At 64.7% G+C, this 23,650-nt stretch carries 26 protein-coding genes; 11 read left to right on the top strand and 15 right to left on the bottom strand.

What is annotated here, in order from left to right:
* Positions 1 to 67: 67 nt before the first annotated feature.
* From ASD76_RS16810 to ASD76_RS16800, 3 genes are read right to left on the bottom strand one after another with little or no spacing between them, the layout of a single operon-like run.
* On the bottom strand, positions 68 to 535 hold the full coding sequence (locus ASD76_RS16810; protein WP_082553928.1) for a low molecular weight protein-tyrosine-phosphatase: 468 nt from the start codon (positions 533 to 535) through the stop codon (positions 68 to 70).
* Positions 532 to 1,179, bottom strand: coding sequence for an O-methyltransferase (locus ASD76_RS16805; RefSeq protein ID WP_162249692.1), 648 nt, complete (start codon positions 1,177 to 1,179; stop codon positions 532 to 534). The genes ASD76_RS16810 and ASD76_RS16805 overlap by 4 nt, the downstream gene beginning before the upstream one ends.
* Positions 1,179 to 2,489: an alkaline phosphatase PhoX gene (locus ASD76_RS16800; RefSeq protein WP_055925806.1), complete on the bottom strand. Its 1,311-nt coding sequence runs from the start codon at positions 2,487 to 2,489 to the stop codon at positions 1,179 to 1,181. Before ASD76_RS16800 ends, ASD76_RS16805 begins: the two co-directional genes overlap by 1 nt.
* Before the next feature lie 137 nt (positions 2,490 to 2,626).
* Here ASD76_RS16800 and ASD76_RS16795 point away from each other — a divergent pair, with 137 nt between their 5' ends.
* The 3 genes from ASD76_RS16795 (at position 2,627) to ASD76_RS16785 (ending at position 6,172) form a co-directional block, all read left to right on the top strand.
* Positions 2,627 to 4,852, top strand: coding sequence for a glycoside hydrolase family 3 C-terminal domain-containing protein (locus ASD76_RS16795; protein ID WP_055925803.1), 2,226 nt, complete (start codon positions 2,627 to 2,629; stop codon positions 4,850 to 4,852).
* 202 nt (positions 4,853 to 5,054) lie between these two features.
* Complete coding sequence (locus ASD76_RS16790) at positions 5,055 to 5,534, top strand: hypothetical protein (protein WP_055925800.1); 480 nt, start codon at positions 5,055 to 5,057, stop codon at positions 5,532 to 5,534.
* Complete coding sequence (locus ASD76_RS16785) at positions 5,531 to 6,172, top strand: DUF4328 domain-containing protein (RefSeq protein ID WP_082553911.1); 642 nt, start codon at positions 5,531 to 5,533, stop codon at positions 6,170 to 6,172. The genes ASD76_RS16790 and ASD76_RS16785 overlap by 4 nt, the downstream gene beginning before the upstream one ends.
* Here the strand turns inward: ASD76_RS16785 and ASD76_RS16780 are convergent, their stop codons facing one another.
* Together ASD76_RS16780 and ASD76_RS16775 are read right to left on the bottom strand one after the other, a co-directional pair.
* Positions 6,173 to 7,093: a hypothetical protein gene (locus ASD76_RS16780; RefSeq protein WP_055925795.1), complete on the bottom strand. Its 921-nt coding sequence runs from the start codon at positions 7,091 to 7,093 to the stop codon at positions 6,173 to 6,175.
* A 66-nt stretch (positions 7,094 to 7,159) separates the two neighbouring features.
* A complete protein-coding gene (locus ASD76_RS16775) occupies positions 7,160 to 7,936 on the bottom strand; it encodes a hypothetical protein (RefSeq protein WP_055925792.1) in 777 nt (258 codons plus the stop codon).
* Positions 7,937 to 8,163: 227 nt separating this feature from the next.
* On the opposite strand from ASD76_RS16775, the gene ASD76_RS16770 reads away from it, so the two are divergent.
* Positions 8,164 to 8,778 carry a hypothetical protein gene (locus ASD76_RS16770; protein ID WP_055925789.1) on the top strand — a complete coding sequence of 205 codons (615 nt, stop codon included), beginning with the start codon at positions 8,164 to 8,166 and terminating at the stop codon, positions 8,776 to 8,778.
* A gap of 212 nt (positions 8,779 to 8,990) precedes the next feature.
* On the opposite strand, the gene typA is transcribed toward ASD76_RS16770, so the two are convergent.
* The 4 genes from typA to ASD76_RS16750 all read right to left on the bottom strand — a co-directional run bounded on the left by typA (position 8,991) and on the right by ASD76_RS16750 (position 12,747).
* On the bottom strand, positions 8,991 to 10,802 hold the full coding sequence (typA, locus tag ASD76_RS16765; protein ID WP_055925786.1) for a translational GTPase TypA: 1,812 nt from the start codon (positions 10,800 to 10,802) through the stop codon (positions 8,991 to 8,993).
* Between the two features lie 67 nt (positions 10,803 to 10,869).
* The gene (locus tag ASD76_RS16760; protein WP_055925784.1) at positions 10,870 to 11,712 is read right to left on the bottom strand and encodes a class III extradiol dioxygenase subunit beta; all 843 of its coding nucleotides are present in this window, start codon (positions 11,710 to 11,712) and stop codon (positions 10,870 to 10,872) included.
* Positions 11,712 to 12,113 carry a protocatechuate 4,5-dioxygenase subunit alpha gene (gene ligA, locus ASD76_RS16755; RefSeq protein WP_055925781.1) on the bottom strand — a complete coding sequence of 134 codons (402 nt, stop codon included), beginning with the start codon at positions 12,111 to 12,113 and terminating at the stop codon, positions 11,712 to 11,714. Before ligA (ASD76_RS16755) ends, ASD76_RS16760 begins: the two co-directional genes overlap by 1 nt.
* A 262-nt stretch (positions 12,114 to 12,375) precedes the next feature.
* Positions 12,376 to 12,747: a tRNA-binding protein gene (locus ASD76_RS16750; RefSeq protein WP_055925778.1), complete on the bottom strand. Its 372-nt coding sequence runs from the start codon at positions 12,745 to 12,747 to the stop codon at positions 12,376 to 12,378.
* Between the two features lie 199 nt (positions 12,748 to 12,946).
* Between ASD76_RS16750 and ASD76_RS16745 the strand changes: the two genes are divergently transcribed.
* Both ASD76_RS16745 and ASD76_RS16740 read left to right on the top strand, forming a co-directional pair.
* Positions 12,947 to 14,179 carry a transaldolase family protein gene (locus ASD76_RS16745; RefSeq protein WP_055925776.1) on the top strand — a complete coding sequence of 411 codons (1,233 nt, stop codon included), beginning with the start codon at positions 12,947 to 12,949 and terminating at the stop codon, positions 14,177 to 14,179.
* Between the two features lie 125 nt (positions 14,180 to 14,304).
* A complete protein-coding gene (locus tag ASD76_RS16740; RefSeq protein ID WP_055925773.1) occupies positions 14,305 to 14,634 on the top strand; it encodes a VOC family protein in 330 nt (109 codons plus the stop codon).
* A 341-nt stretch (positions 14,635 to 14,975) separates the two neighbouring features.
* Here ASD76_RS16740 and ASD76_RS16735 read toward each other — a convergent pair whose 3' ends face one another.
* The 3 genes from ASD76_RS16735 to ASD76_RS16725 all read right to left on the bottom strand — a co-directional run bounded on the left by ASD76_RS16735 (position 14,976) and on the right by ASD76_RS16725 (position 16,786).
* The gene (locus tag ASD76_RS16735; RefSeq protein ID WP_055925770.1) at positions 14,976 to 15,410 is read right to left on the bottom strand and encodes an META domain-containing protein; all 435 of its coding nucleotides are present in this window, start codon (positions 15,408 to 15,410) and stop codon (positions 14,976 to 14,978) included.
* Between the two features lie 29 nt (positions 15,411 to 15,439).
* Positions 15,440 to 15,898, bottom strand: a complete 459-nt coding sequence (locus ASD76_RS16730; RefSeq protein ID WP_156457772.1) for a hypothetical protein — start codon at positions 15,896 to 15,898, stop codon at positions 15,440 to 15,442.
* 87 nt (positions 15,899 to 15,985) lie between these two features.
* A complete protein-coding gene (locus tag ASD76_RS16725; protein WP_055925764.1) occupies positions 15,986 to 16,786 on the bottom strand; it encodes a MipA/OmpV family protein in 801 nt (266 codons plus the stop codon).
* 134 nt (positions 16,787 to 16,920) lie between these two features.
* Here ASD76_RS16725 and ASD76_RS16720 point away from each other — a divergent pair, with 134 nt between their 5' ends.
* Positions 16,921 to 18,237 (top strand): MFS transporter, encoded by a 1,317-nt coding sequence (locus tag ASD76_RS16720; protein ID WP_055925761.1) that lies wholly within the window; start codon positions 16,921 to 16,923, stop codon positions 18,235 to 18,237.
* Here the strand turns inward: ASD76_RS16720 and ASD76_RS16715 are convergent.
* The 3 genes from ASD76_RS16715 to ligK all read right to left on the bottom strand — a co-directional run bounded on the left by ASD76_RS16715 (position 18,222) and on the right by ligK (position 20,934).
* Positions 18,222 to 19,091 carry an amidohydrolase family protein gene (locus ASD76_RS16715; RefSeq protein ID WP_055925758.1) on the bottom strand — a complete coding sequence of 290 codons (870 nt, stop codon included), beginning with the start codon at positions 19,089 to 19,091 and terminating at the stop codon, positions 18,222 to 18,224. The genes ASD76_RS16720 and ASD76_RS16715 overlap by 16 nt on opposite strands.
* Entirely contained in the window at positions 19,088 to 20,152 is a 1,065-nt protein-coding gene (locus ASD76_RS16710; protein WP_055925755.1) for a 4-oxalomesaconate tautomerase, read from the bottom strand. The genes ASD76_RS16715 and ASD76_RS16710 overlap by 4 nt, the downstream gene beginning before the upstream one ends.
* Positions 20,153 to 20,259: 107 nt before the next feature.
* Complete coding sequence (gene ligK, locus ASD76_RS16705) at positions 20,260 to 20,934, bottom strand: 4-carboxy-4-hydroxy-2-oxoadipate aldolase/oxaloacetate decarboxylase (RefSeq protein WP_055925752.1); 675 nt, start codon at positions 20,932 to 20,934, stop codon at positions 20,260 to 20,262.
* Positions 20,935 to 21,065: 131 nt separating this feature from the next.
* Between ligK and ASD76_RS16700 the strand changes: the two genes are divergently transcribed.
* From ASD76_RS16700 to ligA (ASD76_RS16685), 4 genes are read left to right on the top strand one after another with little or no spacing between them, the layout of a single operon-like run.
* The gene (locus tag ASD76_RS16700; protein WP_055925749.1) at positions 21,066 to 21,875 is read left to right on the top strand and encodes an NAD(P)-dependent oxidoreductase; all 810 of its coding nucleotides are present in this window, start codon (positions 21,066 to 21,068) and stop codon (positions 21,873 to 21,875) included.
* Positions 21,876 to 21,896: 21 nt separating this feature from the next.
* Positions 21,897 to 22,922: an amidohydrolase family protein gene (locus ASD76_RS16695; protein WP_055925746.1), complete on the top strand. Its 1,026-nt coding sequence runs from the start codon at positions 21,897 to 21,899 to the stop codon at positions 22,920 to 22,922.
* The gene (locus ASD76_RS16690) at positions 22,919 to 23,233 is read left to right on the top strand and encodes a DUF2218 domain-containing protein (RefSeq protein WP_055925743.1); all 315 of its coding nucleotides are present in this window, start codon (positions 22,919 to 22,921) and stop codon (positions 23,231 to 23,233) included. The genes ASD76_RS16695 and ASD76_RS16690 overlap by 4 nt, the downstream gene beginning before the upstream one ends.
* The gene (ligA, locus tag ASD76_RS16685; protein ID WP_055925740.1) at positions 23,230 to 23,649 is read left to right on the top strand and encodes a protocatechuate 4,5-dioxygenase subunit alpha; all 420 of its coding nucleotides are present in this window, start codon (positions 23,230 to 23,232) and stop codon (positions 23,647 to 23,649) included. Before ASD76_RS16690 ends, ligA (ASD76_RS16685) begins: the two co-directional genes overlap by 4 nt.
* Position 23,650: the final 1 nt, after the last annotated feature.

Below are 23,650 nucleotides of genomic sequence, written 5' to 3'. Positions count from 1 at the left end.
AACGCCATCCCCCTCCACCATCCGCTTCGCGGACGGTCCCCCTCCCCGAGCAAGCTCGGGGAGGATCCTAACCCCGCAACCGTTCCGCCAGCGCCCGCGCGGCTTCGCTCACATCTCGCCAGGTCACCTCGAACCCGGCCGCGTCGCCGTAGTAGGGATCGGCCACTTCCTCCCCCTCACGTCCCGGCACGCAGTCCAGCAGCAGCCCGATCTCCGCTGTCGCATCAGCTGGAGCGCGAGCCTGGAGCACGGTCAGGTTGTCCTCATCCAGCGCAAAGATGTGCGTGAACCGGCGATAGTCCGCCACGGTCACCTGCCGCGCCGCCAAGTGATCGATCGGGACCCCCTTGGCCTTCGCCACGGCACAAGACCGCGGATCGGGCGCCTTGCCCGAATGCCAACCAGCCGTGCCGGCAGAATCGATCTCGACCTCCAGCCCTAGCCGCTCAGCCTCCAGCCGGAACGCCGCCTCGGCCAGCGGCGAACGGCAGATGTTGCCGAGGCAGACGAACAGGACCGCGTACCGACCGCTCACAGCTTCGGGTTGCCCGCGCTCCACTTGATGGTGAGTTCGAGCCCACTGCCGATCGGCAGCAGCAGCGTCTGCAGGTCGGGCTTGGCCTTCACCGCCTCGCGGAACGCCCTCACGGATTCGCGCGCGCCTTCGGGATAGATCATGTTGTCCGACGCAATGATCCCTTCCTCGGCCAGCCGCGGATAGACCGCTTCGAAGCACGGGAGGTAAAGGTCCTTCCAGATGTCGAGCAGGACGAAGCCCCACTCGCCCTCGTCCGCGGCGATCACCTCCAGCGCGTCGCCAGAGCGGAACTCCACAAACTCGGCGAGGCCGGCCTGTTCCAGCATGTCACGGGCGTAAGCCTGCTTCCCGGCATCGACGTCGACCGAAACCATACGCGCGCCGCAGATGCGGGCGGCGTCGGCCAGGAACAGCGTGGAGTAGCCATAGCTCGTCCCCAGCTCCAGGATCCGCGCGGGCTTTCGCCCCACGGCGAGCGAGCGGAGAAACTCCGCCGCATCGGCGCCCACAGGCAGCAGGAATTCATCGCGGCGTTCGCCGAACGAACCGCGCGGCAACTCGCGCGAGAGGTCCAGCTCTTGCCGGTGGCGCGCGTCGTACTGGGCGAACACGGCTTCGGCGCGGGGGTCTGCAAAGTGCATCAGGCGATCCATGGTCCGGTTATGGCGACGGTCTTCGCCGGGCGATAGAGGTTTACGAACAGCACCTTGCCGTCAGGCGAGAAACACGCCCCGGCCCACTCGGTATCGATCCGCGACAGCGCCAGCGGATAGGCCACGCCCTCCGGCGTGATCCAGCGCAAGTGGTTGGAGGTCTGCTCGGTGTACTGGTCCTCGCACACCACGAGGTGCCCGCCCGGAGCCACGGTCAGGTTGTCGCCGAAGTTGAACTGTTCGATCGAGGTGCTCTCGTAGAACAACTGCAACCGGTCGGGCCCGCTGGCTTGCGGCCGCAGGCGGAAGATCTGGCCGAGCTTGGCCGCGCCGCCGCTGGTGCAGCAGAAGTAGAGCTCGCCCTCGCCCATCCAGATGCCCTCGCCGCGAGCGAAGATCGTCGCCCCAGCCGCCGCGCCGCGCTTGCGCAAGTCGTCGTCGGGGGCTTCGACATTGTCGAGGTCGATCCAGCGGACGCCGTGCCAGCCCTGCGGCTCGAAGGTCACCCCGCTCCAGTTGCGAGTGTCGGGCAAGCCATCAATCGCCAGCGCCTGCAGCTTGCCGCCTTCGGCCAGCTTGCCCTTCACGTTGGGGATGAAGCGATAGAGCAGCCCATCCTCGCGGTCCTCGGTCTCGTAGACCACGCCCGTCGCCGGATCGACGCAGGCGGCTTCGTGATTGAAACGGCCCATCGCCTTGAGCGGCACCGGGTCGATCGGGCCGGGGGCGTTGGCCGGAACTTCGAACACGAAGCCATGGTCCTTGTTGATCTTGCCGTCCGCCCGGCTGACGTTCTCCTCGCACGTCATCCAGCTGCCCCACGGGGTGATGCCGCCCGCGCAGTTGCGGATCGTGCCCGAGAGCGAGCGATGTTGCTGGTCGACAGCCAGCGTCTCGGCATTGAGGACCAGCGTGGTCGTACCGCCCGGAAGCGGCACGCCGGTGTCTCCCAGCGTATCAAACGCCGGTCCGACCGCGCCGCCCGAATCGTGGTTGGGCATAAGCTCGTGATTGCGCACCAGCGCCCACTTGCCACCGCCAAGGTCGAAGCAGCCCATACCGTCGGCATGGTCGGGCACAGTGCCGCCGTCGCTCATCGCGTCGCCGAGGCTGGAGAGGATGCGGTAGCTGAAGCCCTGAGGCAGGTCGATCAGCCCGTTGGGATCGGACAAGAGCGGGCCATAGCCACCCGGACCATCAGCCGCGGCGGCAAAGCCGGAACGCAGGCAGCCGCTGGCCGCCAGCGCTGCAAAGGCCGAGCCGGTAGCCCGGAGGAAAACACGGCGGTCCGAAATCATTGCATACTCCCGATACCGCGCCCGAATCGCGGCAAGCCTTTTGACAAAATGAACCTGCTTTTCAGCGCATACCAACCGGCCCGATGTAGCGCGAGAGGCGCACTTGTGGTCAATTGGCCAAAACAGGGGAGGACGCCATGAGCCGGGCAAATGTCTGGAAGATGACAGCAGCGCTAAGCCTGGGGCTCAGCGCCCAGGCGCTGATGGCGCAGCAGACCGCCACGCCAGTCGTGCTCGCCGCCGCGACGAAGGGCACGCCGGCAGAGCGCGCGGCTGCGACGCTGGCGCAGATGACGCAGGACGAGAAGCTCACCCTGCTCAAGGGCTACTTCGGCACCGACTTTCCGCCCGCTAAGTTCGAAGCCCCAAAGGCGGCGCGCAACGGCTCGGCCGGCTATGTGCCGGGCATTCCGCGCCTCGGCATTCCGCCGCAGTGGCAGGCTGACGCCGGGATCGGCGTGGCGACCCAGGGCGGAGCGGCGGAGAAACGGCCCCGCACGGCCCTGCCCTCAGGCCTGGCAACGGCGGCGAGCTGGGATCCTGAGCTGGCCTTCGCGGCGGGCAAGATGATCGGATCGGAAGCGCGCGCCGACGGGTTCAACGTGCTGCTGGGCGGCAGCGTCAACCTGATGCGCGAGCCGCGCAACGGGCGGAACTTCGAATATACCGGAGAGGACCCGCTGCTCGCCGGGATCATGGCCGGCGCGCAGATCGCTGGCGTCCAGTCCAACCAGATCATCTCGACGGTCAAGCACTTCGCGGTCAACGACCAGGAGACCGACCGCAACAACGGCAACGCCATCGTCGAAGAAGGCGCGCTGCGGATGTCCGACCTGCTGGCGTTCCAGATCGCCATCGAGCGCGGCGATCCCGGTTCGGTCATGTGCGCCTACAACCGCGTCGGCGGGCTCTACGCCTGCGAGCAGCCGTTCCTGCTGACCCAGGTCTTGCGCGATGAGTGGGGCTTTCCAGGCTATGTCATGTCGGACTGGGGCGCTGCCCATTCCACTGCCGCGGCGGCCAATGCCGGGCTCGATCAGGAGTCGGGCTATGGCCTGCAACGCGCCGACTGGTTCAGCGCCGACAAGCTTGGCAAGGCCGTCGCCGCGGGCGAAATCTCGCAGGCGCAGATCGACCTGATGGTCACGAGGATACTCCACCCGATCTACGCTCACGGGCTGATCGACAATCCGGTGAGCGAAGGCCAGCCGATTGACTTTACCGCCAACCGCGCGGTCAGCCAGCGCGGGGCGGAAGCCGGCATGGTGCTGCTGAAGAACGAGCGCGAGGTGCTCCCGCTGGCGGCCACCGCCCGGCGGATCGCGGTGATCGGCGGCCATGCGGACAAGGGCGTGCTCTCGGGCGGCGGGTCGAGCCAAGTCTATCCCGACGGCACCAACGCCGTGCCGGGGATCAAGCCGACGAGCTGGCCGGGCCCTGTCGTGTTCTATCCGTCATCACCGCTGGAGGAACTGCGCAAGCTGCTGCCCGATGCGCAGATCGACTATGCCGAGGGAACGGCCGATCCGGCAGCAGCCGCACGGCTCGCAGCCCAGGCGGACGTCGTGCTCGTATTCGGCACTCAGTGGGCGAGCGAGAGCATCGACGTGCCGCTCGCGCTCGGTGACGGACAGGACGCGCTGATCGGCGCCGTTGCCGCTGCCAACCCCAACACGGTCGTCGTGCTCCAGACCGGCGGGCCGGTGCTGATGCCCTGGGCGGACAAGGTGCCGGCCATTGTCGAGGCCTGGTATCCCGGACGCGCAGGCGGCGCGGCTATCGCCCGGATCCTGACCGGCGCCGTCAATCCCTCCGGCCACTTGCCGGCGACCTTCCCGCGCAGCCTCGACCAGCTCCCGCATCCCGGCGACCCACGCAAAGGTGACATCGTCTACGACGAGGGCGCCGCCGTGGGCTACAAGTGGTTCGACAAGCACGGCCACGAACCGCTGTTCCCGTTCGGCCACGGGCTGTCCTACACCACGTTCGAGATCGACCACCTGGTCGTCATGCCTGAGGGCGAAGGGCTGGTCGCGATGGTCGAAGTGACGAACACCGGAAAGCGCGCGGGCGCCGAAGTGGTGCAAGTCTATGTCTCCGGCATGGGCTGGGAAGCGCCGCGCAGGCTTGGGGGCTTCGAGCGTGTTGAGCTTGCCCCGGGCGAGACCAAGCAGCTCGACATCCACATCGATCCGCGCGTGCTCGCCACCTGGTTCACCGGCCGTCCGGGTTGGACGCACGGAGCGGGCGCCTACACCATCAGCGTCGGGCACAGTTCTCGCGAACTGGGAGACAGCGTGAGCATCGAACTACCGCCGAGCTTCCTGCCGCCGGCGTGGCGACCGGCCAAACCCGCTCCGTGAGACGATGGGTCCTTCGACAAGCTCAGGACGAACGGAAGTTTGTGAGATGTCAAACGGTCCGTTCGTGGTGAGCTTGTCGAACCACCTTTCCTGACACAAGCTCGGGGAGGATCTGGGTTGCTCGGGGAGAACCCTGACTCCCTCTCGGTCCGAAGTTCCCCTACGCCGGTACGATCGCAAGTCTGCGCGGGGGCAACAGGTCATGTCCACCTCGATAATCGACGGCACTGTCGAAGAAGTCGTCACCGGCCGCCAGCGCGGCGGGATCACCGTTTACAAGTCGATCCGCTTCAAACTCGATGACGGCTCCAATCGGACCGTGACCAAGGCCGTGGTCAAGCAGCCGGTCTCCGATGAACTCAAGCCCGGCGCGCGTGGCCGGTTCTACTTCTTCAACGCCTTCGACATCCGCGGCTTCCACGGCGTGCGCATGGCCGACGGGCGCTCGCTCTATGCCTTCCCCACGAACAACCAGAAGCTGTTCCTGGTCCTCGGCCTGATCAACCTGGCGTGGATCGTCTTCAAGGTGACGGTGGACGGCGAAATCCCGCTGCTTGGCCTGGGCCTGATGATCCTCGCAGTCGTCGGGTGGATCTTCATGGGCAAAGGCGAAAAGGAAGCCCGCCAGCAGTTCGAGGCCGATACCGGCCAGTCCTCGAAAGCGGCCGCAACCGGCGCATGAGCGCTCTCGCGACGGCCCGCGCTATTGCCGCCCTTGGTGGCTGGGTTCGCCTATCGCTGCTTGTTCAAGCGGGATTGGCAGGGGCCGCCGTGATCGTCGCGCGGAGGTTCGGGAGCGGTTTTATCGAGGGCAGTGCGCCTTATGGCCTGATCTCGATGCTACAACTGGTCGCCTTCGCTGTGACCGCCGCCCTGTTTCTGCGCTGGACTTACATTGCCACCGCCAACGCGCACGCCTTTCGCGCCGAAGGGCTGCGGTTTGGCCCATGGCTGGCGGTCGGGTCCTACTTCATTCCCATCGCCAACCTGATCATGCCGCTCCAGTCGATGCGCGACACCTGGAAGGCCACCGTCGAGCCGCGCGATTGGGAGATCGTCCGCGTACCGGCGGTGTTGGGGCTATGGTGGGCCTTCTGGCTGGCGAGCAATATCGCGGGCATTGCGGCATTCCGCCTGGCCGACACCGAACGCTATCCCGAGATGGGCGAGCTGACCGAAACGCTGACGATCCTCTCGGACTGCCTTACGCTGGGCAGCAGCCTGCTGCTCTCGGCGATCGTCCGGAAGTTGTCAGGACTGCAGCAGGGACGGGTAAACTCGGACCCCGGTACGGTCATCCCCACCCGGCCGGCGGGCTGACTACTTCCCGCCCTCGGCCTGCTCTTCACGGAGGTTGCGCAGTTCCCGGTCGACGCCGTTGATCTTGGTCATGCCCTTGAGATTGGGGATGCCGTCGTAGAGGCTGCGCAGATAGGCCTGGTCGAAATCGGTCAGGCCACTCGGCGGGCTGCCGTTCTCGTCGAACAGCGCCAGGATCGTGTCCATGGCAGTGGCGCTGCTGGCAGGCTTGGTCTTTGCAAAGCCGCGCATCGTCGCATAGTCGGCCAGCTGGATCAGCGTCTTTTCGCGTACCTTTTCGCGGTCGAACAGGACCACGGTCTGGGCGATGTCCTCGCGCACGTTGATGTAGATCTTGGAATGGGCCGCGTTCATCTGCAGCACCGGCGGACTGGTGAGGTTTTCCCGCCGTGACAGCGGCATGCCATTGCTGGCGCGCATCATCGAGGTGGTCCAGACCCGCACCGGGCCTTCCTCGGCCAGCAGAGCGTCTCGATCGTGCCGATCCATCCACTGGAACATGTAACCGTTGTTCTCGGCCAGGCGCTGGAGTTCGGCTTGCCCATCTTCGACGAACGCGATGATGAGGTTGGGCGAACAGTCGGTGTCGTCGGCCATCCACATGTCCAGCCGTTCGCCGGTCCAGCGGATGCGGTCGATCATCAGGGCCGCGAACTCGGGCTTCAGCCCCAGGATCCCCGGACAAAGGCGATCCTCGATCCGCGCCAGGGGGTTGTACATTAGGTCGCCGCGCGTTTCGGTGATCTCTCGTGCCTGCCGGCTGACTTCGGCGTGCGTGGGCTCTTCCGCGCGGCCAGTGACCACGATGTCCTCGTTGCCGGAATCCGCTGCCCGGTTAGCGGCGTCTTGCGCCTGCGCTGGCACGACCAACAACGCCGCACTTGCCAGCAAGCCCAGGACCCCAGTCCGCAACAACAGCATCGTCTAAATTCTCCGGGCAAACGCCACCGCCCTCGCGGGGCGGCAGCTCGATTCAGGGTGTAACGCTTATTCGGTGAACGGCGCGCCGGTCGCGGCCTCCAGCGCTGCGAGCCGGGCAGAGCCCGGCAGGTTGGGCAAGCCCTCGTAAAGCGCGCCAAGGAACTTGTGATCGAAGTCGGTCAAGCCCGCGGGGCGATCGGCCCCCTCGTCGAACAGGCTGACAATGGACTCACCCCGCGCCGAAGCCGGTGGCAGCGTGTGGGTGAACGCACGGAGCGTCGCATAGTCGGCCAGCTGCTGCAGGCTGAGGCCGGTCACCGCCTTGCGGTCGATCAGGACCAGGGCCGAGAGGATGTCATTTCGGGTCGCAGTGTAGATCTTCGAATGCGCGCCCCACATTTCCGCAATGGGAATATCGGTCATGTTCTCTCGCCGAGGGATCGGCATGCCGTCGCGCGAACGCGCCCGGACGCGCAGCACGGCGCGCGCGTCGCCGGTCTCTGCCAGGATCCGTTCGCGCTCCCCCTTGTCCATTTCGAAGAAGATAGTGCTGTTCTGGCCGACGAGCCGGTTCAGATAGTCGGCCCCGTCATCGATGAAGGCGACCACCACGTTCGCTTCGCAAGTCTGTTCGTTCGCAAGCGGAAGACCCAGCGCCTCGGCATTGACGCGGATCATGCCGACGACAGTTTCGGCCGCGTCCCGCTTGAGCCCGACTACGCCTGGGCAGACAGCATCTTCGAACCGCGGGAGCGGCTCATCGGCACGGGCCTGGGCCGGCCCCGCGGCGAACAAGGCCGCAATGAGACCACCAAGGGCGATTGTGCGAAACCGGGCAAGCATTGTTCCGTCTCCAGCACTCTATTGGCGCAGATTATCCTCCTTTCAGGAGGAATGGGCAACGGAACACTTGTCGCAAATGTTATCCGTCTCGAGGCGAGAGGCTTGATTTGGGCGACCGTTCACGGCTCCGCGCCGGAAACAGGATCTCAGGATTATTCCCGATGATGAGCGGCTTGCTCCGATACTAAGGTGCCAGGGTCAATCCAACTTCGAGAGAGGCTCGGCCGATGACTTCAACTTCCAGCAATGTTCGCTCAACCCTCGTTGGGGTCGCAGCCAGCCTCGTGCTGGTGGGCTGCAACAACTCCAGTACCAGCGACGAGGCGGCGACGGCTGAAGCCACCCCCGCTGCCACGGAGACCGCGGCCCCGAATCCGGCCCTGTTGCCGGCCAACGCCCTGCTCACGGATCCAGGCGTAAAGGACGCGCTTCGTGCCGCCTTCCCCGATCCGAACACACTCTTCGCGACCGTCGCTTCCGATCTCGACGCGGACGGCAATGCCGAAGTGATCGTCTATGCCTACGGCCCGACGGCCTGTGGATCGGGCGGCTGCAGCCTGCTGGTGTTCAAACGGGATGCGTCAGGACTGCACGCCGTGACGAAGACCACCGTCACCCAAGAACCGATCCGAGAGTTGGCGACGATCACCAACGGCTGGCGCGACCTCAGCGTCGGCGTGGGCGGTGGTGGGGCCGAATCCCGGCAGGTCCGGCTGCAGTATGATGGCAAGAGTTACCCGGCGAACCCGACCGTCCTGCCCGAATCGGCTACGGTCGGCGCGACTGAGGGCACCGTGCTGTTCGAAGACCCGCTGCAAGGCTCCGCCTTGCCGGCATCTTGAGCCTGGGTCCTCCCCGAGCTTGTCTCGGGGAGGTGGCGTGCGCTGAAAGCGCGTGACGGAGGGGTAGGCGGCTAAACGCCGGTGGTTCGACAGGCTCACCACGAACGGTGCCTTGGGATTGGAGGTAGAACCAACCTCCGTTCGTCCTGAGCTTGTCGAAGGACGCTTGGCGAAGGACCTCCCCGAGCAAGCTCGGGGAGGATCGAAAGGCCTCAGCCTTCCTTGCGCGACATCTTCTTGCGCTCGTTCGGATCGAGGTAGCGCTTGCGCAGGCGGATCGACTGCGGGGTCACTTCGACCAGTTCGTCGTCCTGGATGTAGGCGATGGCCTGTTCCAGCGTCATCTTCCGCGGCGGGGTCAGACGAACGGCGTCGTCCTTGCCGGTGGAGCGGAAGTTGGTCAGCTGCTTGGACTTGAGCGGATTGACCTCAAGGTCCTGCGGCTTGGCGTTTTCGCCGATCACCATGCCCTGGTACAGCTTTTCGCCCGGGTTGATGAACAGCACGCCGCGATCTTCGAGCGCGTTGAGCGCGTAAGGCACGGCCTCTCCCTGCTCCATCGAGATCAACACGCCGTTCTGGCGACCGCTGATCGAACCCTTGTACGGCCCGTACTTCTCGAACAGGCGGTTCATCACGCCGGTACCGCGGGTGTCCGACAGGAACTCGCCGTGATAGCCGATCAGGCCGCGGCTCGGGGCGCTGAAGGTGATGCGGGTCTTGCCGCCACCGCTCGGGCGCATGTCGGTCATCTCGCCCTTACGCTGGGCGATCTTCTCGACCACGGTGCCGGAGAATTCCTCGTCCACGTCGATCACGACGGTTTCGTAGGGCTCCTCGCGACCTTCGGGTCCGTCCTGGAACAGCACGCGCGGGCGGCTGATCGACAGTTCGAAACCTTCGCGGCGCATGTTCTCGATCAGCACGCCGAGCTGAAGCTCGCCGCGGCCGGCGACTTCGAACGCGTCCTTGTCGCGGCTTTCAGTGATGCGGATGGCGACGTTGCTTTCGGCCTCACGCTCCAAGCGGTCGCGGATCACGCGGCTCTGGACCTTGTCGCCTTCGCGCCCGGCATAGGGGCTGTCGTTGACGGCAAAGCTCATGGCCAGCGTTGGCGGATCGATCGGCTGCGCGGCGATCGGCACGCTGACCGTCGGGTCGCAGATCGTGTTCGAAACCGTGGCGTCGGTCAGGCCGGCAATGGCAACAATGTCGCCCGCCGAAGCATGAAGCACGGGAACGCGCTCGAGACCTTCGAAAGCGAAGACCTTGGTCGCGCGGCCGGCTTCAACCACCTTGCCGTTCACGTCGAGCGCCTTGATCGGCATGCCGACTTCGAGGCGGCCGCTTTCGATCCGGCCGGTCAGGATACGGCCGAGGAACGGATCGCGGTCGAGCAGCGTCGCGAGCATCGCGAAAGCGCCGTCGGGATCGAGGTCGGGCGCCGGCACGTGGCTGACGATGGCCTTGAACAGCGGATCGAGGTTGCCCTCGCGCGCTGTCAGATCTTCGCTGGCGAAGCCCGCGCGGCCCGAAGCGTAGAGCACCGGGAAGTCGAGCTGCTCGTCATTGGCGTCGAGGTTGACGAACAAGTCGAACACCTCGTCGAGCACTTCGCTCGGGCGAGCGTCCTGACGGTCGATCTTGTTGACCACCACGATCGGACGCAGGCCGAGACCGAGCGCCTTGCCGGTGACGAACTTGGTCTGCGGCATCGGGCCTTCGGCTGCGTCGACCAGGAGAATCACCCCGTCGACCATCGACAGGATTCGCTCCACCTCGGCGCCGAAGTCGGCGTGGCCGGGCGTATCGACGATGTTGATATGGGTGCCGTGCCATTCGACGCTGGTGCACTTGGCGAGGATGGTGATCCCTCGCTCTTTCTCCAGGTCATTGGAATCCATGGCCCGTTCCTCAACGCGCTGGTTTTCGCGGAAGGTGCCGGACTGGCGGAACAGCTGGTCGACAAGCGTGGTCTTGCCGTGATCGACGTGGGCGATGATTGCCACGTTGCGAAGGCTCATGGGATCAGAACTCTTACGAGGGAGGAAAGGGGGCGGCCCTTAGTGGGACTCGGCCGCAATGTCTACCTTACTCGGCCGGACGAAATACGATGTGGCCGACCGCGGTGTTCGAAGCGGGGACGTGATAGAAGCGATTCAGCTCCTCCACCTTTTCGCCAAGCGCGCCACGCATGATCAGCCACATGATCAATTCGATCCCCTCGGTACCGGCTTCGCGCAGGTAGTCGAGGCGAGTGATCTTGCGCAATTCGTCGGGCTCGGTGGCGAGCTTGTCGAGGAAGGCGTTGTCGAATTCCGGGTTGATCAACCCTGCACGTTCGCCTTGCAATTGGTGGCTCATACCGCCGGTGCCCCAGATCTGTACGTTGAGGCCTGCAGGGTAGGACTGCACCGCGTCGCGGATCGCCGCACCGAGCTGCCAGCAGCGCTCGCCCGAAGGAGTCGGGAACTGGGTGACGTTGACCGCGAGCGGAATGACCCGGACCGGCCATTCCTCGCGCTTGCCGAACATCAGCGAAAGCGGAACAGTCAGGCCGTGATCGACCGCCATCTCGTTCATCAGGGTGAGGTCGAAGTTGTCGATCACCAGCTGTTCGGCAAGGTGCGCGGCGAACACCGGATCGCCGACGACCGTCGGCACCGGGCGGCGGCCCCAGCCCTCGTCAGCCACTTCGAACTCTTCCGCCATGCCGAGCGCGAACGTCGGCACGACATCGAGCATCATCGAACTCGCGTGGTCGTTGTAGCAGAGGATGATGACGTCGGGGTCTTCCTCTTCCTCGAAGCGCTTGACCCATTCGTAGGCGTCGAACACCGGCTTCCAGTATTCATCCTGGGTACGTCCTTGATCGAACGCCGCGCCGATCGCCGGAACGTGGCTGGTGGCAATACCAGCAGTAATCTTCGCCATTAATTCTTCCCTTTGATCGAGCGCTGGCCTTCGGGCGAGCGGCCCCCGGCGCGCATCATCGCGGCGTATTCATCCGGAGTGAGGTCGGTCATCGAGCTCACCGCTTTCTGCGTGCTCCAGCCGTCGGTGTTCGACAGCTTGACCAGGAAATAGATGTTCCCGCCTAGGTCGATCAGCTTGGTGAAGTCGCGATCGAGCACCGCCTGCTTCTGTTCGTCGCTCATGCGGAAGCGATCGAGATAGGCGTTCTCGTCAGCCTTGAAGGCCTCGCGGTTTTCTTCCTGCATCAGCGACATGCAGAACTTGTGCAGGTGATAGGCCTGCCGGCTGCGGATCGCGTTGAACACCGTGGTGCCGGGAATGTCGTTGAGCTCTTCGAGCGAATAGAGGCGGGTGCGCATGGCCGGGGGGCCCTCCTGTCTGCCGAACGTTACCAGATAGGCTGGAGTTCCGGAAATTTAGTGCGCGCCCCTTACTGCCTAAATCGCGCAGGGGAACCCCCAGTTGCAAATTAAGCAACACGGAATTCCTCCCCGAGCTTGTCTCGGGGAGGTGGCGCGCGTCGAAGGCGCGTGACGGAGGGGTAGGCGGAACAGCACAGCGCCCCTCCACCACCGACTTCGCCGGCGGTCCCCCTCCCCGAGACAAGCTCGGGGAGGATCCTCAGAACAACCGCGAACCGTTCGGCACGGGCTTGTCGGGCGAGAACAGCACCACACGGTCCTCCTCATCGGCGAACCCCACGGTCAGTACTTCGGACAAGACCTTGCCGATCTGGCGTGGCGGGAAGTTCACGACCGCCGCCACTTGCCGCCCGACCAGCGTATCGGCCTCATAAAGCGTGGCGATCTGCGCCGAGCTTCTCTTCACCCCGATCGTCGGGCCGAAATCGATGCGCAGCTTCAGGCTCGGCTTGCGCGCTTCGGGAAAGGGCTCGGCGGCGACAATGGTGCCGACGCGAATGTCGACCCGCAGGAAGTCCGCGAACTCGATCTCTTCGGCGGGGGCCGCGGCCGGGTCGTGGCTCAAATGCATGGCATCAATTCCTTGGCTTAATTCGGACTTCCCATACCTACCGCCGCGCGAACGGGAAGGCCGGTCAGAACCCTGGGCGATGCAAAAGAACAACTGTCGCCGCCCCAAGCACGCAAGGGGGTTATCCTGCGGCTTGAGTTTGCTAGGGGGGTTCCGATTTCATGGGCGACGTCTTGCGCGCCTTTGCCGGAGAGAATTGATGAACGAACAAGTGCTGACCAAGCCGGTCGCCGCTTCCGCCCTTCACCCGCTCGAACAGCTCGCAGCGACCAACGCGGATGCCGAGATCTGGTGGGACAGCAGCCCGCTGATCTTCCCGAGCTGGAAGGAAGAGACGCTGGCCAAGGCACCCGAAGGCCAGCGCGCCGAATGGGATGCCCAGCTCACCCGCTTCTATGACGACGCGACGATCAAGTCGCAGGGCACCATGGGTTTCCGTGGCGTCACCACCAACCCGCCGCTGAGCCTCCAGGCGATCAAGCTGGCGCCGGAAATGTGGTCGGCCGAGATCAAGCAGATCGCCGCCAAGAACCCCGGCCTTGATGTCGAGGGCGTGTACTGGGCGATGTACCTCGACCTGGTGAAGAAGGGCGCCGACGCGATTCGCCCGGTCTACGACAAGTCGGGCGGCAAGTTCGGCTTCCTCTCGGGCCAGGTCGATCCGCGCTTCGTGCGCGATGGCGACAAGATGCTGGCCCAGGGCCTGACCATCGCGGCGCAGGGCGAAAACGTCATGGTCAAGCTGCCGGGCTCGAAGGAAGGCTACGAGGTTCTCGAAGAGCTGACCGCGCTTGGCATCAGCACCAACAACACCACCAGCTTCACCGTGCCGCAGTACTTGCGTTGCCGGGCGGCGGTCAGCGCCGGCCTGCTGCGCGCCCAGGCCGCTGGTATCGACCTGTCCAAGTGGCGCTCGGTCATCACCCACATGTCGGCCCGCCTCGGCGAGCTGAGCGATTGGAAGACCGAAGCCAAGGCCCGCGGCATCGAGCTGACCATGTCCGAAATCCGCGACGGCGAAGAAGCCGTGCTCAAGCGCGCTTATCATCACGGCAAGGAAATCGGCCACCCGTCGAAGATGCTGCAGTGCTCGATGCGCGTCGAAAAGGATGACCGCACGGGCAAGAATGTCAGCCGCCACATCCAGGACTTCGCCGGCAGCGACATGGTCTACACCTGCCCTCCGGGCTACATCGCCGGCCTGATGACCGCCGGGCTCGAGCCGTTCGACCCCAAGGCGATCGACCGCGAGCCGAACAAGGCGAGCGTCGAAAAGCTGCTCAAGCTGCCGAGCTTCCGCGCGGCTTACGAGTACGACGGCATGACCCCCGACCAGTTCGCCCACTTCGGCGCCTTCAAGGCGACCGAAACCGAATTCGCCGCTGCCACCCGGCAGACGGTCGACTTCGTGCGGATGACCTTGGGCGGCTAAGCCTCTCGGTATTGTCGAACATGATCGAGGGCGCCGGTTTCGGCGCCCTCTTTCGTTTGTGACGGTGCTCGCGGGGTGAAGTATAACGCGCTTGGGTCGCTGCCGCTCGTTCGGGAGAGGAAGCCATGCGCTTGCGCTACGTCATCAAGTTCGTTGCCGACATGGACCGTGCGGTGGCGTTCCACCGCGATGCCTTGGGACTGACGCTCAAGTTCGCGACGCCCGAGTGGACCGAGTTCGAAACAGGGCCAACCACGCTGGCGCTGCACCCGGTGTCCGAGGGCTATCCGGCGGGAAGCTGCGAGCTGGCCTTCGCCAGCGACGACCTCGACGCCTTCTACGCCGAGCGCGATCAGCGCGGGATCGAGTTCATCATGCCGCCTACCGAGCTCCCAGGACGGCGGATCGCGCGGTTCGTCGATCCTGACGGGGCTGAGACCAGCGTCGGCGGTTAGGGCGATGTTTTGGGAAAGGTGAGCGCGCTTTCCTCCGGGTCGCGTAAAGAAAGATCGCGCGCTCGCTGCCGGGTCTACGGAGAAATGCGTAGACCGCTAGAGGGACGTGAGGGCCTGTCCTATTTTGGACCATACTGACGAAAGTTAGTTTCTCGCGGTTGAAGGACGCCAATCCTCCCCGGCACGGGGAGGGGAACCGACCAAAGGTTGGTGGAGGGGCACCCTCGCGTTGCTCCGACCTTTCGAGGGAGCGTTTGGTCGCGCCTGCCCCTCCACCATGCTGCGCATGGTCCCCCTCCCCATTCTGGGGAGGATCTTGAACTAAGCCCCCATCCAGGTTCTCAACGCTTCCAAACGTAAGTACCGCTCTCACCCGCGAGCGTCAGGCTGAGCGTATCGCCAACGATCGCATAGTTCCGGACAGAACCGAGATCGCGCGCGATCCGTGTGTCCCACGCCGCCTCGCCGCAGAATGCGCGGGTCATCGCGCCTGGACTGAACGAGATCGTCCCGCTCGTCGTGCTGGCCCACTGGCTGGTCAGCCGGTTGCAGTCGAGGCGAAAGGCTGCGGTGCCGTCGGTCATGAATTCGACCGAGTAATTCTCGGGGCTCGGCGGCACTTCGCGGCCCTTGGCTTCATCGGCGGACTGGAAATAGGAGAGCTTCCAGGCGTTGCCGGAAAGCGACTGCGGACCCGTGGCGGACTGATCGGTGGTCGTGCAGGCCGTGGCCGCAACTAGCGGCAGTAGAACGGCAAGGGTTTTGAGTGCTCGCATTACGATCTCCTTTGTTTCACCCAAACCGCTCAACCGGCTGCGGGGTCCGGAAACAGCCAGTCCCCGGTTAGGGCGGTCACGGCAGGCGGGGTGACGTTGCAGGTCTTGCCGAGACCCTTGACCACGCGCTGCACCTGCTTGGCGATCTTGCTGCGCTCCGACTTGGAAGCCTTGTCGCCGATGTCCAGTTCGCTGAACGCGGTCGACGGGCACCCGCGCAAGGCCGCGACGATGGTCACCTTGCCTGCACTATGCTCAGCGCTGACGACCAGATCGCCCGAGGTGAAGCCGGCCTCGCACTGGGTCGGAGAGCAGGGTTCGGAGCCGGCCCAGAGCTGGCGCGCTAGATGCCAGCGGCCAGGCTCGAGCTTGTAGAGGTCCTCCGGCTTGGCAACGTCGACTTCGCTCGCCGGAATTTCGACGATCTCCTGCGCCATAACGCCGGTCCCCACACCTAGCGCCGCCGCAATCAGCCATGTCATGCGCATCGCCACGCTCTCCTGGCACGATGCGCACAGTAGGGCACAGGCTGGACCCCTGTCAGTCAGGGGAATCCCTCCCCCGGACCGTAGAGGTCAGAACATCTTGTCGAGCCTAGCGTCGAAGAACGTGTAGGTCAGCGCCAAGCCGCCGGCGAACTGGTCGCGCGAGCCAAAGGTCTCGACGATCGGCGAATTCGCGGCGTCGCCAGTCAGCCGGTCATACTTGGCGAAGACCTCGATGCCCAATTTCTCGGAGAACTGGGTGAGGAAGGAGGCCGTGGCACCATAAGCCTGGATGCCGCCGTTGGCGTCGAACGCGGGGAGGCCGCTGGCCACTGCATCGGCCGGAGCGACGCTGAAATAGGCGTCCTGGTACTTGTTGTCGCTCCAGGTCAGGCGCGGGCCGATCGAGAACAGCCATTTGTCGCGATCGCGCAGGATCACGTCTGCGCCGGCGGTGCCGACCCAGCCCTTGTGACCGGTCAGGCCCTTGCGAATTTCACCGCGGACGCGGAAGTGGTCGCCGAGGTCGTACTTGATGACGCCGCCGGCTTCGAAGCTGAAGTCGACCTTGGGCAGGTCGGCGCCGACATCCTTGGCGGTTCGAGAATCCTCGAAGTTGAGGATCGGCCCGAAGGCAAACCCTCCGGCCTTGACGATCTCGATGCCAAATCCGTCGTCGGGCGCTTCGAACTTGAACGGATCGTCGCCGCGGATGGCGTCGAAGTTGATCATCGGGCTTGGCTGCAATTCGTCCGATCCGGGATAGCGGGGGAAGAACTGGAGGCCGGCCGTCAGGCGGTAGCGCCGTGGTTCCTTCACTTCTTGCTGGGCGTCCTCGTCCTGCGCGGCTGCGGGGACGGCCAGGGCGATGGCTAGTGTGCCGGCGATCAAACTCGCGCGGCGGAGCAGTTGGGTCTGGGGCAGTGTATTACTCCCTGTTTTTCGGCCTATTTCACCCTCATGAGCCGTCCGGATTATGTACCCTCAACTTGCGTTGTTGTTCCGGATGCCGATAGCTGCACCGGATGACCGCGTTTCACAAGATACTCGCCAACAACCTGATTCAGAACGTGACCAACTTCACCGTTTGGTTCGCGCTGGTGTTCTGGGCTTTCCTCGAAACCCGCTCGGTTTTCGTGACTGGAACGATCGGCGGGATCTACCTGATCATGACCGCCGGCTTCGCGATCTGGTTTGGCAGCCTGGTCGATCATCACCGCAAGCGCCGGATCATGCTCGCCTCGAGCGCGGTGTCGTTCGTGCTCTACGCGGCCTCGTTCGCGTTCCACTTCCTCATACCCGAGGCGGCGTTCACCAAAGTCGCGAGCGTGGAGTTGTGGCTGTTCATCCTGCTGGTGATGTTCGGCGTTATCGGCGGAAACATCCGTATGATCGCCCTGCCCACGCTCGTGACGGCACTGATCCCCGAAGACCGCCGCGACAAGGCGAACGGCCTCGTCGGCATGGTCACCGGGATTGGCTTCGTACTGACCTCGGCGATCAGCGGGTTCCTCGTCGCCTGGGGCGGCATGGGGGCGACTCTCGCCGCCGCCCTTGCTCTGACCGCCATTGCGTTCGTGCACCTACTGCTGGTGCCGCTGGACGAGCCTGCGCCCCATGCAGAGACGACCGGCGCGCGCCGGGAAGTGGACTTGCGCGGCACGATCAAGGTCATCGCCGCGGTGCCGGGGCTGTTCGCGCTGATCCTGTTCGCCTCGTTCAACAACCTGCTCGGCGGCGTGTTCATGGCGCTGATGGATGCTTACGGCCTGTCGTTGCTCGAAGTGCAACAGTGGGGCCTTCTGTGGGCCTTCGCTTCATGCGCTTTTGTCATCAGCGGCCTAGTCATCGCCAAGACAGGCCTGGGCAAGAACCCGCTGCGCACGCTGCTGCTGGTCAATGTGATCGTGTGGTCGATTGCCGCGGTGTTCACGCTGCAGTCGTCAGTAGTGATGTTGGCGATCGCCTGCTTCTTGTGGCTATTCCTCAACCCCTTCGCCGAAGCGGCTGAACAGACCACGCTACAGAAGGTCGTTCCGTTCGAACGGCAGGGTCGTGTATTCGGCTTTGCTCAATCCGTCGAACAGGCCGCCGCTCCGCTCACCGCATTCGTGGTCGGGCCGTTGACCGAGTTCCTGGTGATCCCGTTCATGACCACCGGCGGCGGCGCTCAGGCCATAGGCTACTGGTACGGCACCGGGCCCGACCGCGGAATGGCGCTGGTGTTCAGCATTGCCGGAGTGCTTGGCGTAGTGGCGACAATCGTCGCGTTCAACTCGCGCTATTACCGCCAGCTATCGGAGGCCTACGCCGCCCCGGCAGAGCCTCAGTCGGCCCAGTAAAGCGCGTTCGGATTGTCGATCAGCAGCTTGCGCTGAAGCTCGACCGTCGGAGCGATACGCGGGATCATGTCGACCAGGTGGCCATCGTCCGGCGTGTTGTCCTGCATGTTCGGGTGCGGCCAGTCGGTGCCCCAGATGCAGCGGTCCGAGTAATCCGCCACCAGCGGCGCCACGGCCTCGGCGAAGGCGTTCCAGGGATCACCATTCCCGTCGAGCCGGTCAGGGCAAGTCGGCTTGAAGTGGATGTCCGACCGGCTGTCGAGCAAGGCACGGAACGCGCGCATGTCGGCACCGTCGGGGCCCTGGGTCACGTCAGGACGGCCCATATGATCGACCACCAGCGGCACCGGGATCGCGTCCATGAACGGGCGCAGTTCCTCGAGGATATCGGCCTCGAAGTAGATCACCACGTGCCAGCCCTTGGGCAAGCGACGGCTGACTTCGAGGAACTTGTCCTTCGGCGCGTCATCGACCAGGCGCTTGAGGAAGTTGAAGCGGATGCCGCGCATGCCGCCTTCGTGCAGCTTGGCGAGTTCGGCCTCGGAGATCGCCGGATCGACCACCGCGACACCGCGCGCATTGCCGTTCGACTTGGCGATCGCGTCGAGCGTGGCGGAGTTGTCCGTCCCGTGGCAGCTCGCCTGGACGATCACGTTTTTCGAGAATCCGAGGTAATCGCGCAGGGCGAACAGCTTATCCGGCCCGGCGTCTTCCGGCAGGTACTTGGCCTTCGCGCTGAACGGGAACTGCGCCATCGGCCCGAACACGTGGCAGTGCGCATCGACCGCGCCCGGGGGCGGGGTGAACTTGGGCTTCGAGGGATTGGGGTGCCAGGAAACGATACGATCGGTCACGCGAAGACTACTCCATCCATCAACTTGCGGGCGGTGCGCAAAAGGGCGGCGCTCTGGACCGCGCCGGTCTCGTCCACTTCGAGCACGCAGCTCATCTCGCCTGTCGGATGTTCGACCGAGAGGGTCTTGCGGTTGCCTTCGGGTATCTGCGCCACTTCGGCAGCGGGCGATCCCTCGACCAGGCAGGCGGTCGCCACGCTGACCGCGCCGAGCACGCCGATGGTGGCGTGGGCACGGTGCGGGATGAAGCTGCGCACGGTCACCGCGCCGCCATGCTGCGGCGGGGCGACGAGCATCATCTTGGGGACCGACTTTTCCTTGACGTCGCCGAGGTTCATCAGCGGACCGGCGGCAAGGCGAATGGTCTCGATCTTAGTGCGGAGGTCCGCGAAAGCCTCGGACTCCAGCTCTTCGCGAGTCTCGAAGCCGGTGGCGCCGACGTCCTCGGCCTTGATCACGATGCACGGCATGCCGTTGTCGATCAGGGTGCAGCGCACACCTTCGATCACGTCGGCAGCGTTACCCGTAGGGAGAAGCGCGCCGCAGCTTGAGCCTGCGGTGTCGCGAAATTCGAGCGGGATCGGCGCATGGCTGCCCGGAACGCCGTCGATCTTGGCCTCGCCCTTGTAGGTCGGCACACCGCCCGGAGTCCGGATGGTGGCGATGGCGACCTGGCCAGTGTTCTCCATGAAGATCGCCACGCGGGTTTCGTCACCCGTCGCCGAGACCAGCCCGCGCTCGAGCGCGAAGGGGCCAACACCGGCGAGGATATTGCCGCAGTTCTGCGCGTCGGTGACGATCGCCTGGTCGACGAACACCTGCAGGAACAGGTAGTCGACGTCGATCCCGTCGCGCTCCGACTTCTTGACCACCGCGATCTTGCTGGTCAGCGGATCGGCCCCGCCCATGCCGTCGATCTGGCGCGGATCGGGCGAGCCCATCACGCCGAGCAAGAAGGCGTCGCGCTCGGCCACGTCCTGCGGCAGGTCCGACACGAGGAAGTAGCCGCCCTTGGAGGTGCCTCCCCGCATCCACATTACTGGGGCTGATGATTGAACCATTCGCCTCGTCCTTCTCCCCTCCCGCCTGCGGGAGGGGTCGGTTGTGGGCCTGTTTCGGCCTACTCACCTACCCCTAGCCCCTCCCGCAATCGGGAGGGGAGTTCAAATCAGATCCACTTGAGCCCCATGTCGGTCAGCTTCTGACGGAAGCCGTACATGTCGAGGCCAAGCTCGCCCGAAGCGAGGCGGGCGCGCTTGTCGCCCTCGTTGGCTTCGCGGGCACGAGACTTTTCGAGCACAGTCACAGCATCGGCACGCTTGACCACGCAGACTCCGTCATCGTCGGCCACGATCACGTCGCCCGGCTCGATGTAGGCGCCGGCGCAAACCACCGGCACGTTGACGCTGCCGAGGCTCGCCTTGATCGTGCCCTGAGCGAAGACGCGCTTCGACCACACGGGGAAGTTCATCTCGTGCAAGTCGCGCACGTCACGCACGCCAGCGTCGATGATCAGGCCACGACAACCGCGCGCCTGGGCGCTGGTGGCGAGGAGATCGCCGAAGTAGCCGTCTTCGCACGGGCTGGTCGGCGCGATCACCAGGATGTCGCCTTCGCGGCACTGTTCGATCGCGGCATGGACCATGTAGTTGTCGCCCGGCGGGACGCTGATCGTCACCGCGGTCGCGCCGATGCGGGCGCCGGGATAGATCGGGCGCATGTAGCTGGCGAGCAGGCCAGTGCGGCCCTGCGATTCATGGACCGTGGCGACCCCGCAGGCACCGAGACCGTTGACGACCTCCAGGTCCGCGCGTTCGATATTCTGGACGACGACACCGCTCATCTGTGCGACTCCTCCCGGCAGCAGTTACGCGGTGCCCGGTGGACCCGAGCGGCCCCTTGCGTCAAGGGTCCCCAGCGAACTCTGGCAAACTTGTAAGCAACACATACATTCAGTAACGGCGGAGCCATAGGATGTCTGACTCGAATGCACCCTCCCCCGCGCCGCACTTGGCGCTGATCGGCTTTGGCGAGGCCGGCGAAGGCTTTGCCAGCGCCGGACAGTGGGGCGGTCGTGCGCGCGGGTGGGACATCAAGCCCGACCGCCGCGAGGTCATGGCGCAATACGGGGTCGAGACCGCCGATAGCGCGAGCGGAGCGCTCGAAGGCGCCGGGATCGCGATTTCGCTCGTCACCGCCGATGCCGCGCTGGCCGCCGCTGCCGAATGCGCGCCGCTGCTGAGCGCGGGCGCGGTGTGGTGCGACATGAACTCGATCGCGCCGGACACCAAGCAGGCCGCCGCCAAGATCGTCGAGGCTGCCGGCGGCCGCTATGTCGACGTTGCGGTCATGGCCCCGATCAATCGTGACCTCGCTGTTCCGCTGCTGGTTTCCGGCCCGCACGGTCAGGCCGCTGAGGCCCTATTGAGAGACATCGGCTTCACCAATGTCCGCGTCGTCGGCGACGAAATCGGCCGGGCCTCCGCGATCAAGCTGATCCGCTCGGTCATGGTCAAGGGCATCGAGGCCCTGAGCGACGAATGCGCCGCCGCTGCCAAGGCCGCGGGTGTGTTCGACGAGGTGGTCGCCTCGCTCGATGCCTCGGACAAGAAGACGGGATGGGCGGACCGGATCGCCTACAATCTCGATCGCATGCACCTGCACGGCGCGCGGCGTGCAGCAGAAATGGAAGAATCGGCCCGGACGCTCGAAGCGCTGGGCGTAGAGCCTTTGATGACTCGCAACACGGCTGAACGGCAGCGCCGCGCAGCCCTGCGGAAATAAGATAAGAGGAACTGAGCGGATATGACGCTGATCATCGATTGCCACGGTCACTACACCACTGCCCCGTCCCAGCATGACGTCTGGCGTGACGCGCAGAAGGCCGCCTTCAAGGACGGTTCGGCTCCACCGCCCTACCCGGCGATCAGCGACGACGAGATCCGCGAGACGATCGAGAAGAACCAGCTGCGCTTGATCCGCGAGCGCGGCGCCGACCACACGATCTTCTCGCCGCGCGCTTCAACCATGGCGCACCATGTCGGCGACCAGGCGGTGAGCGAAGCCTGGTCGATCGCCTGCAACGACCTGATCTACCGCGTGACTGAGCTCTACCCGGAAGTGTTCACCGGCGTGTGCATGCTGCCGCAGAGCCCGAAGGCGGACCTGACCGCCTCGATCAAGGAACTGCGCCGCTGCGTCGAGGAACTCGGCTTCATCGGCTGCAACCTCAACCCCGATCCGGGCGGCGGCCACTTCACCCACCCGCCGCTGACCGACGAATCCTGGTTCCCGATCTACGAGGTCCTGGCCGAGCTCGACGTGCCGGCGATGGTCCACGTTTCGGGTAGCTGCAACCCGGCCATGCACGCGACGGGGGGGTTCTACCTCGCGGCAGACACGGTTGCTTTCATGCAGTTGCTGCAGGGCGATCTGTTCAGCCGCTTCCCGACTTTGAGATTCATCATACCGCACGGCGGTGGCGCCGTGCCATTCCACTGGGGCCGCTTCCGCGGACTTGCCGACATGTTGAAGCAACCGAGCCTCGATACCCACCTGATGAACAACGTCTATTTCGATACGTGCGTCTACCACCAGCCAGGCATCGACCTGCTGGCCGACGTGATCGAAACCAAGAACATCCTGTTCGGAAGCGAGATGGTCGGCGCGGTGCGCGGGATCGACCCGACCACCGGCCATTATTTCGACGACACCAAGCGTTATATCGACGCGCTCGATATCTCTAACGAACAGAAACACGCCATCTTCGAAGGCAACGCGCGTAAGGTGTTCCCACGGCTAGACGCAAAATTGAAAGCAATGGGAAAATGACCGAACCAGAGACCTCCATCACCGCCTTCGGCTTTGCCAAGTGCGAAAAGCCGGAACGGTACATCCAGCAGGTCGTCAGCCACTGGAGCCACAAGATGGCGACCAGCTATGACGAGGGCGACGGCATGGGCGTGTTCCCGTTCTCGGACATCGAGACCGCGATCATGACCGCGCGTCCCGATGGCATCGCCATCACTCTCACCACCGGCGACGCGGAGCGCAATGTTCACATGCGCGGCGTGATCGAACGGCATATCGACCGCTTCGCTTTCCGCGAAGCGCCGCTCACCTACGAATGGAAAGACCAATGAGCGACAAGAAAGAGCGTATCGACATCCACGAATACCTCGCGGAATTCGATGACATCCCCGGCACCCGCGTCTTCACAGCGAAGCGCGCTCGCCAGGGCTATCATCTGAACCAGTTCGCGATGAGCCTGATGAAGGCCGAAAACCGCGAACGCTTCCTGGCGGACGAGAAGGCCTATCTCGACGAATGGCAGCTAACCGATGCCGCCAAGAAGGCGGTGCTGGCGCGCGACTACAACGCGATGATCGACGAAGGCGGGAACATCTACTTCCTGTCCAAGCTGTTCTCGACCGACAAGAAGAGCTTCCAGTTCGCGGCCGGCTCGATGACCGGCATGACCCAGGAAGAATATGCCGAGATGATGCTCAAGGGCGGCCGCGCGCCGCAGGGGCAGCGCTCGATCAAGGGAGGTTACTGAC

It is taken from the genome of Altererythrobacter sp. Root672 (assembly GCF_001427865.1).
In the GTDB taxonomy this organism is placed as follows: domain Bacteria; phylum Pseudomonadota; class Alphaproteobacteria; order Sphingomonadales; family Sphingomonadaceae; genus Croceibacterium_A.
The sequence above is the reverse complement of the archived record's forward strand: the minus strand, read 5'-3'. Positions and strand labels throughout refer to the sequence as shown.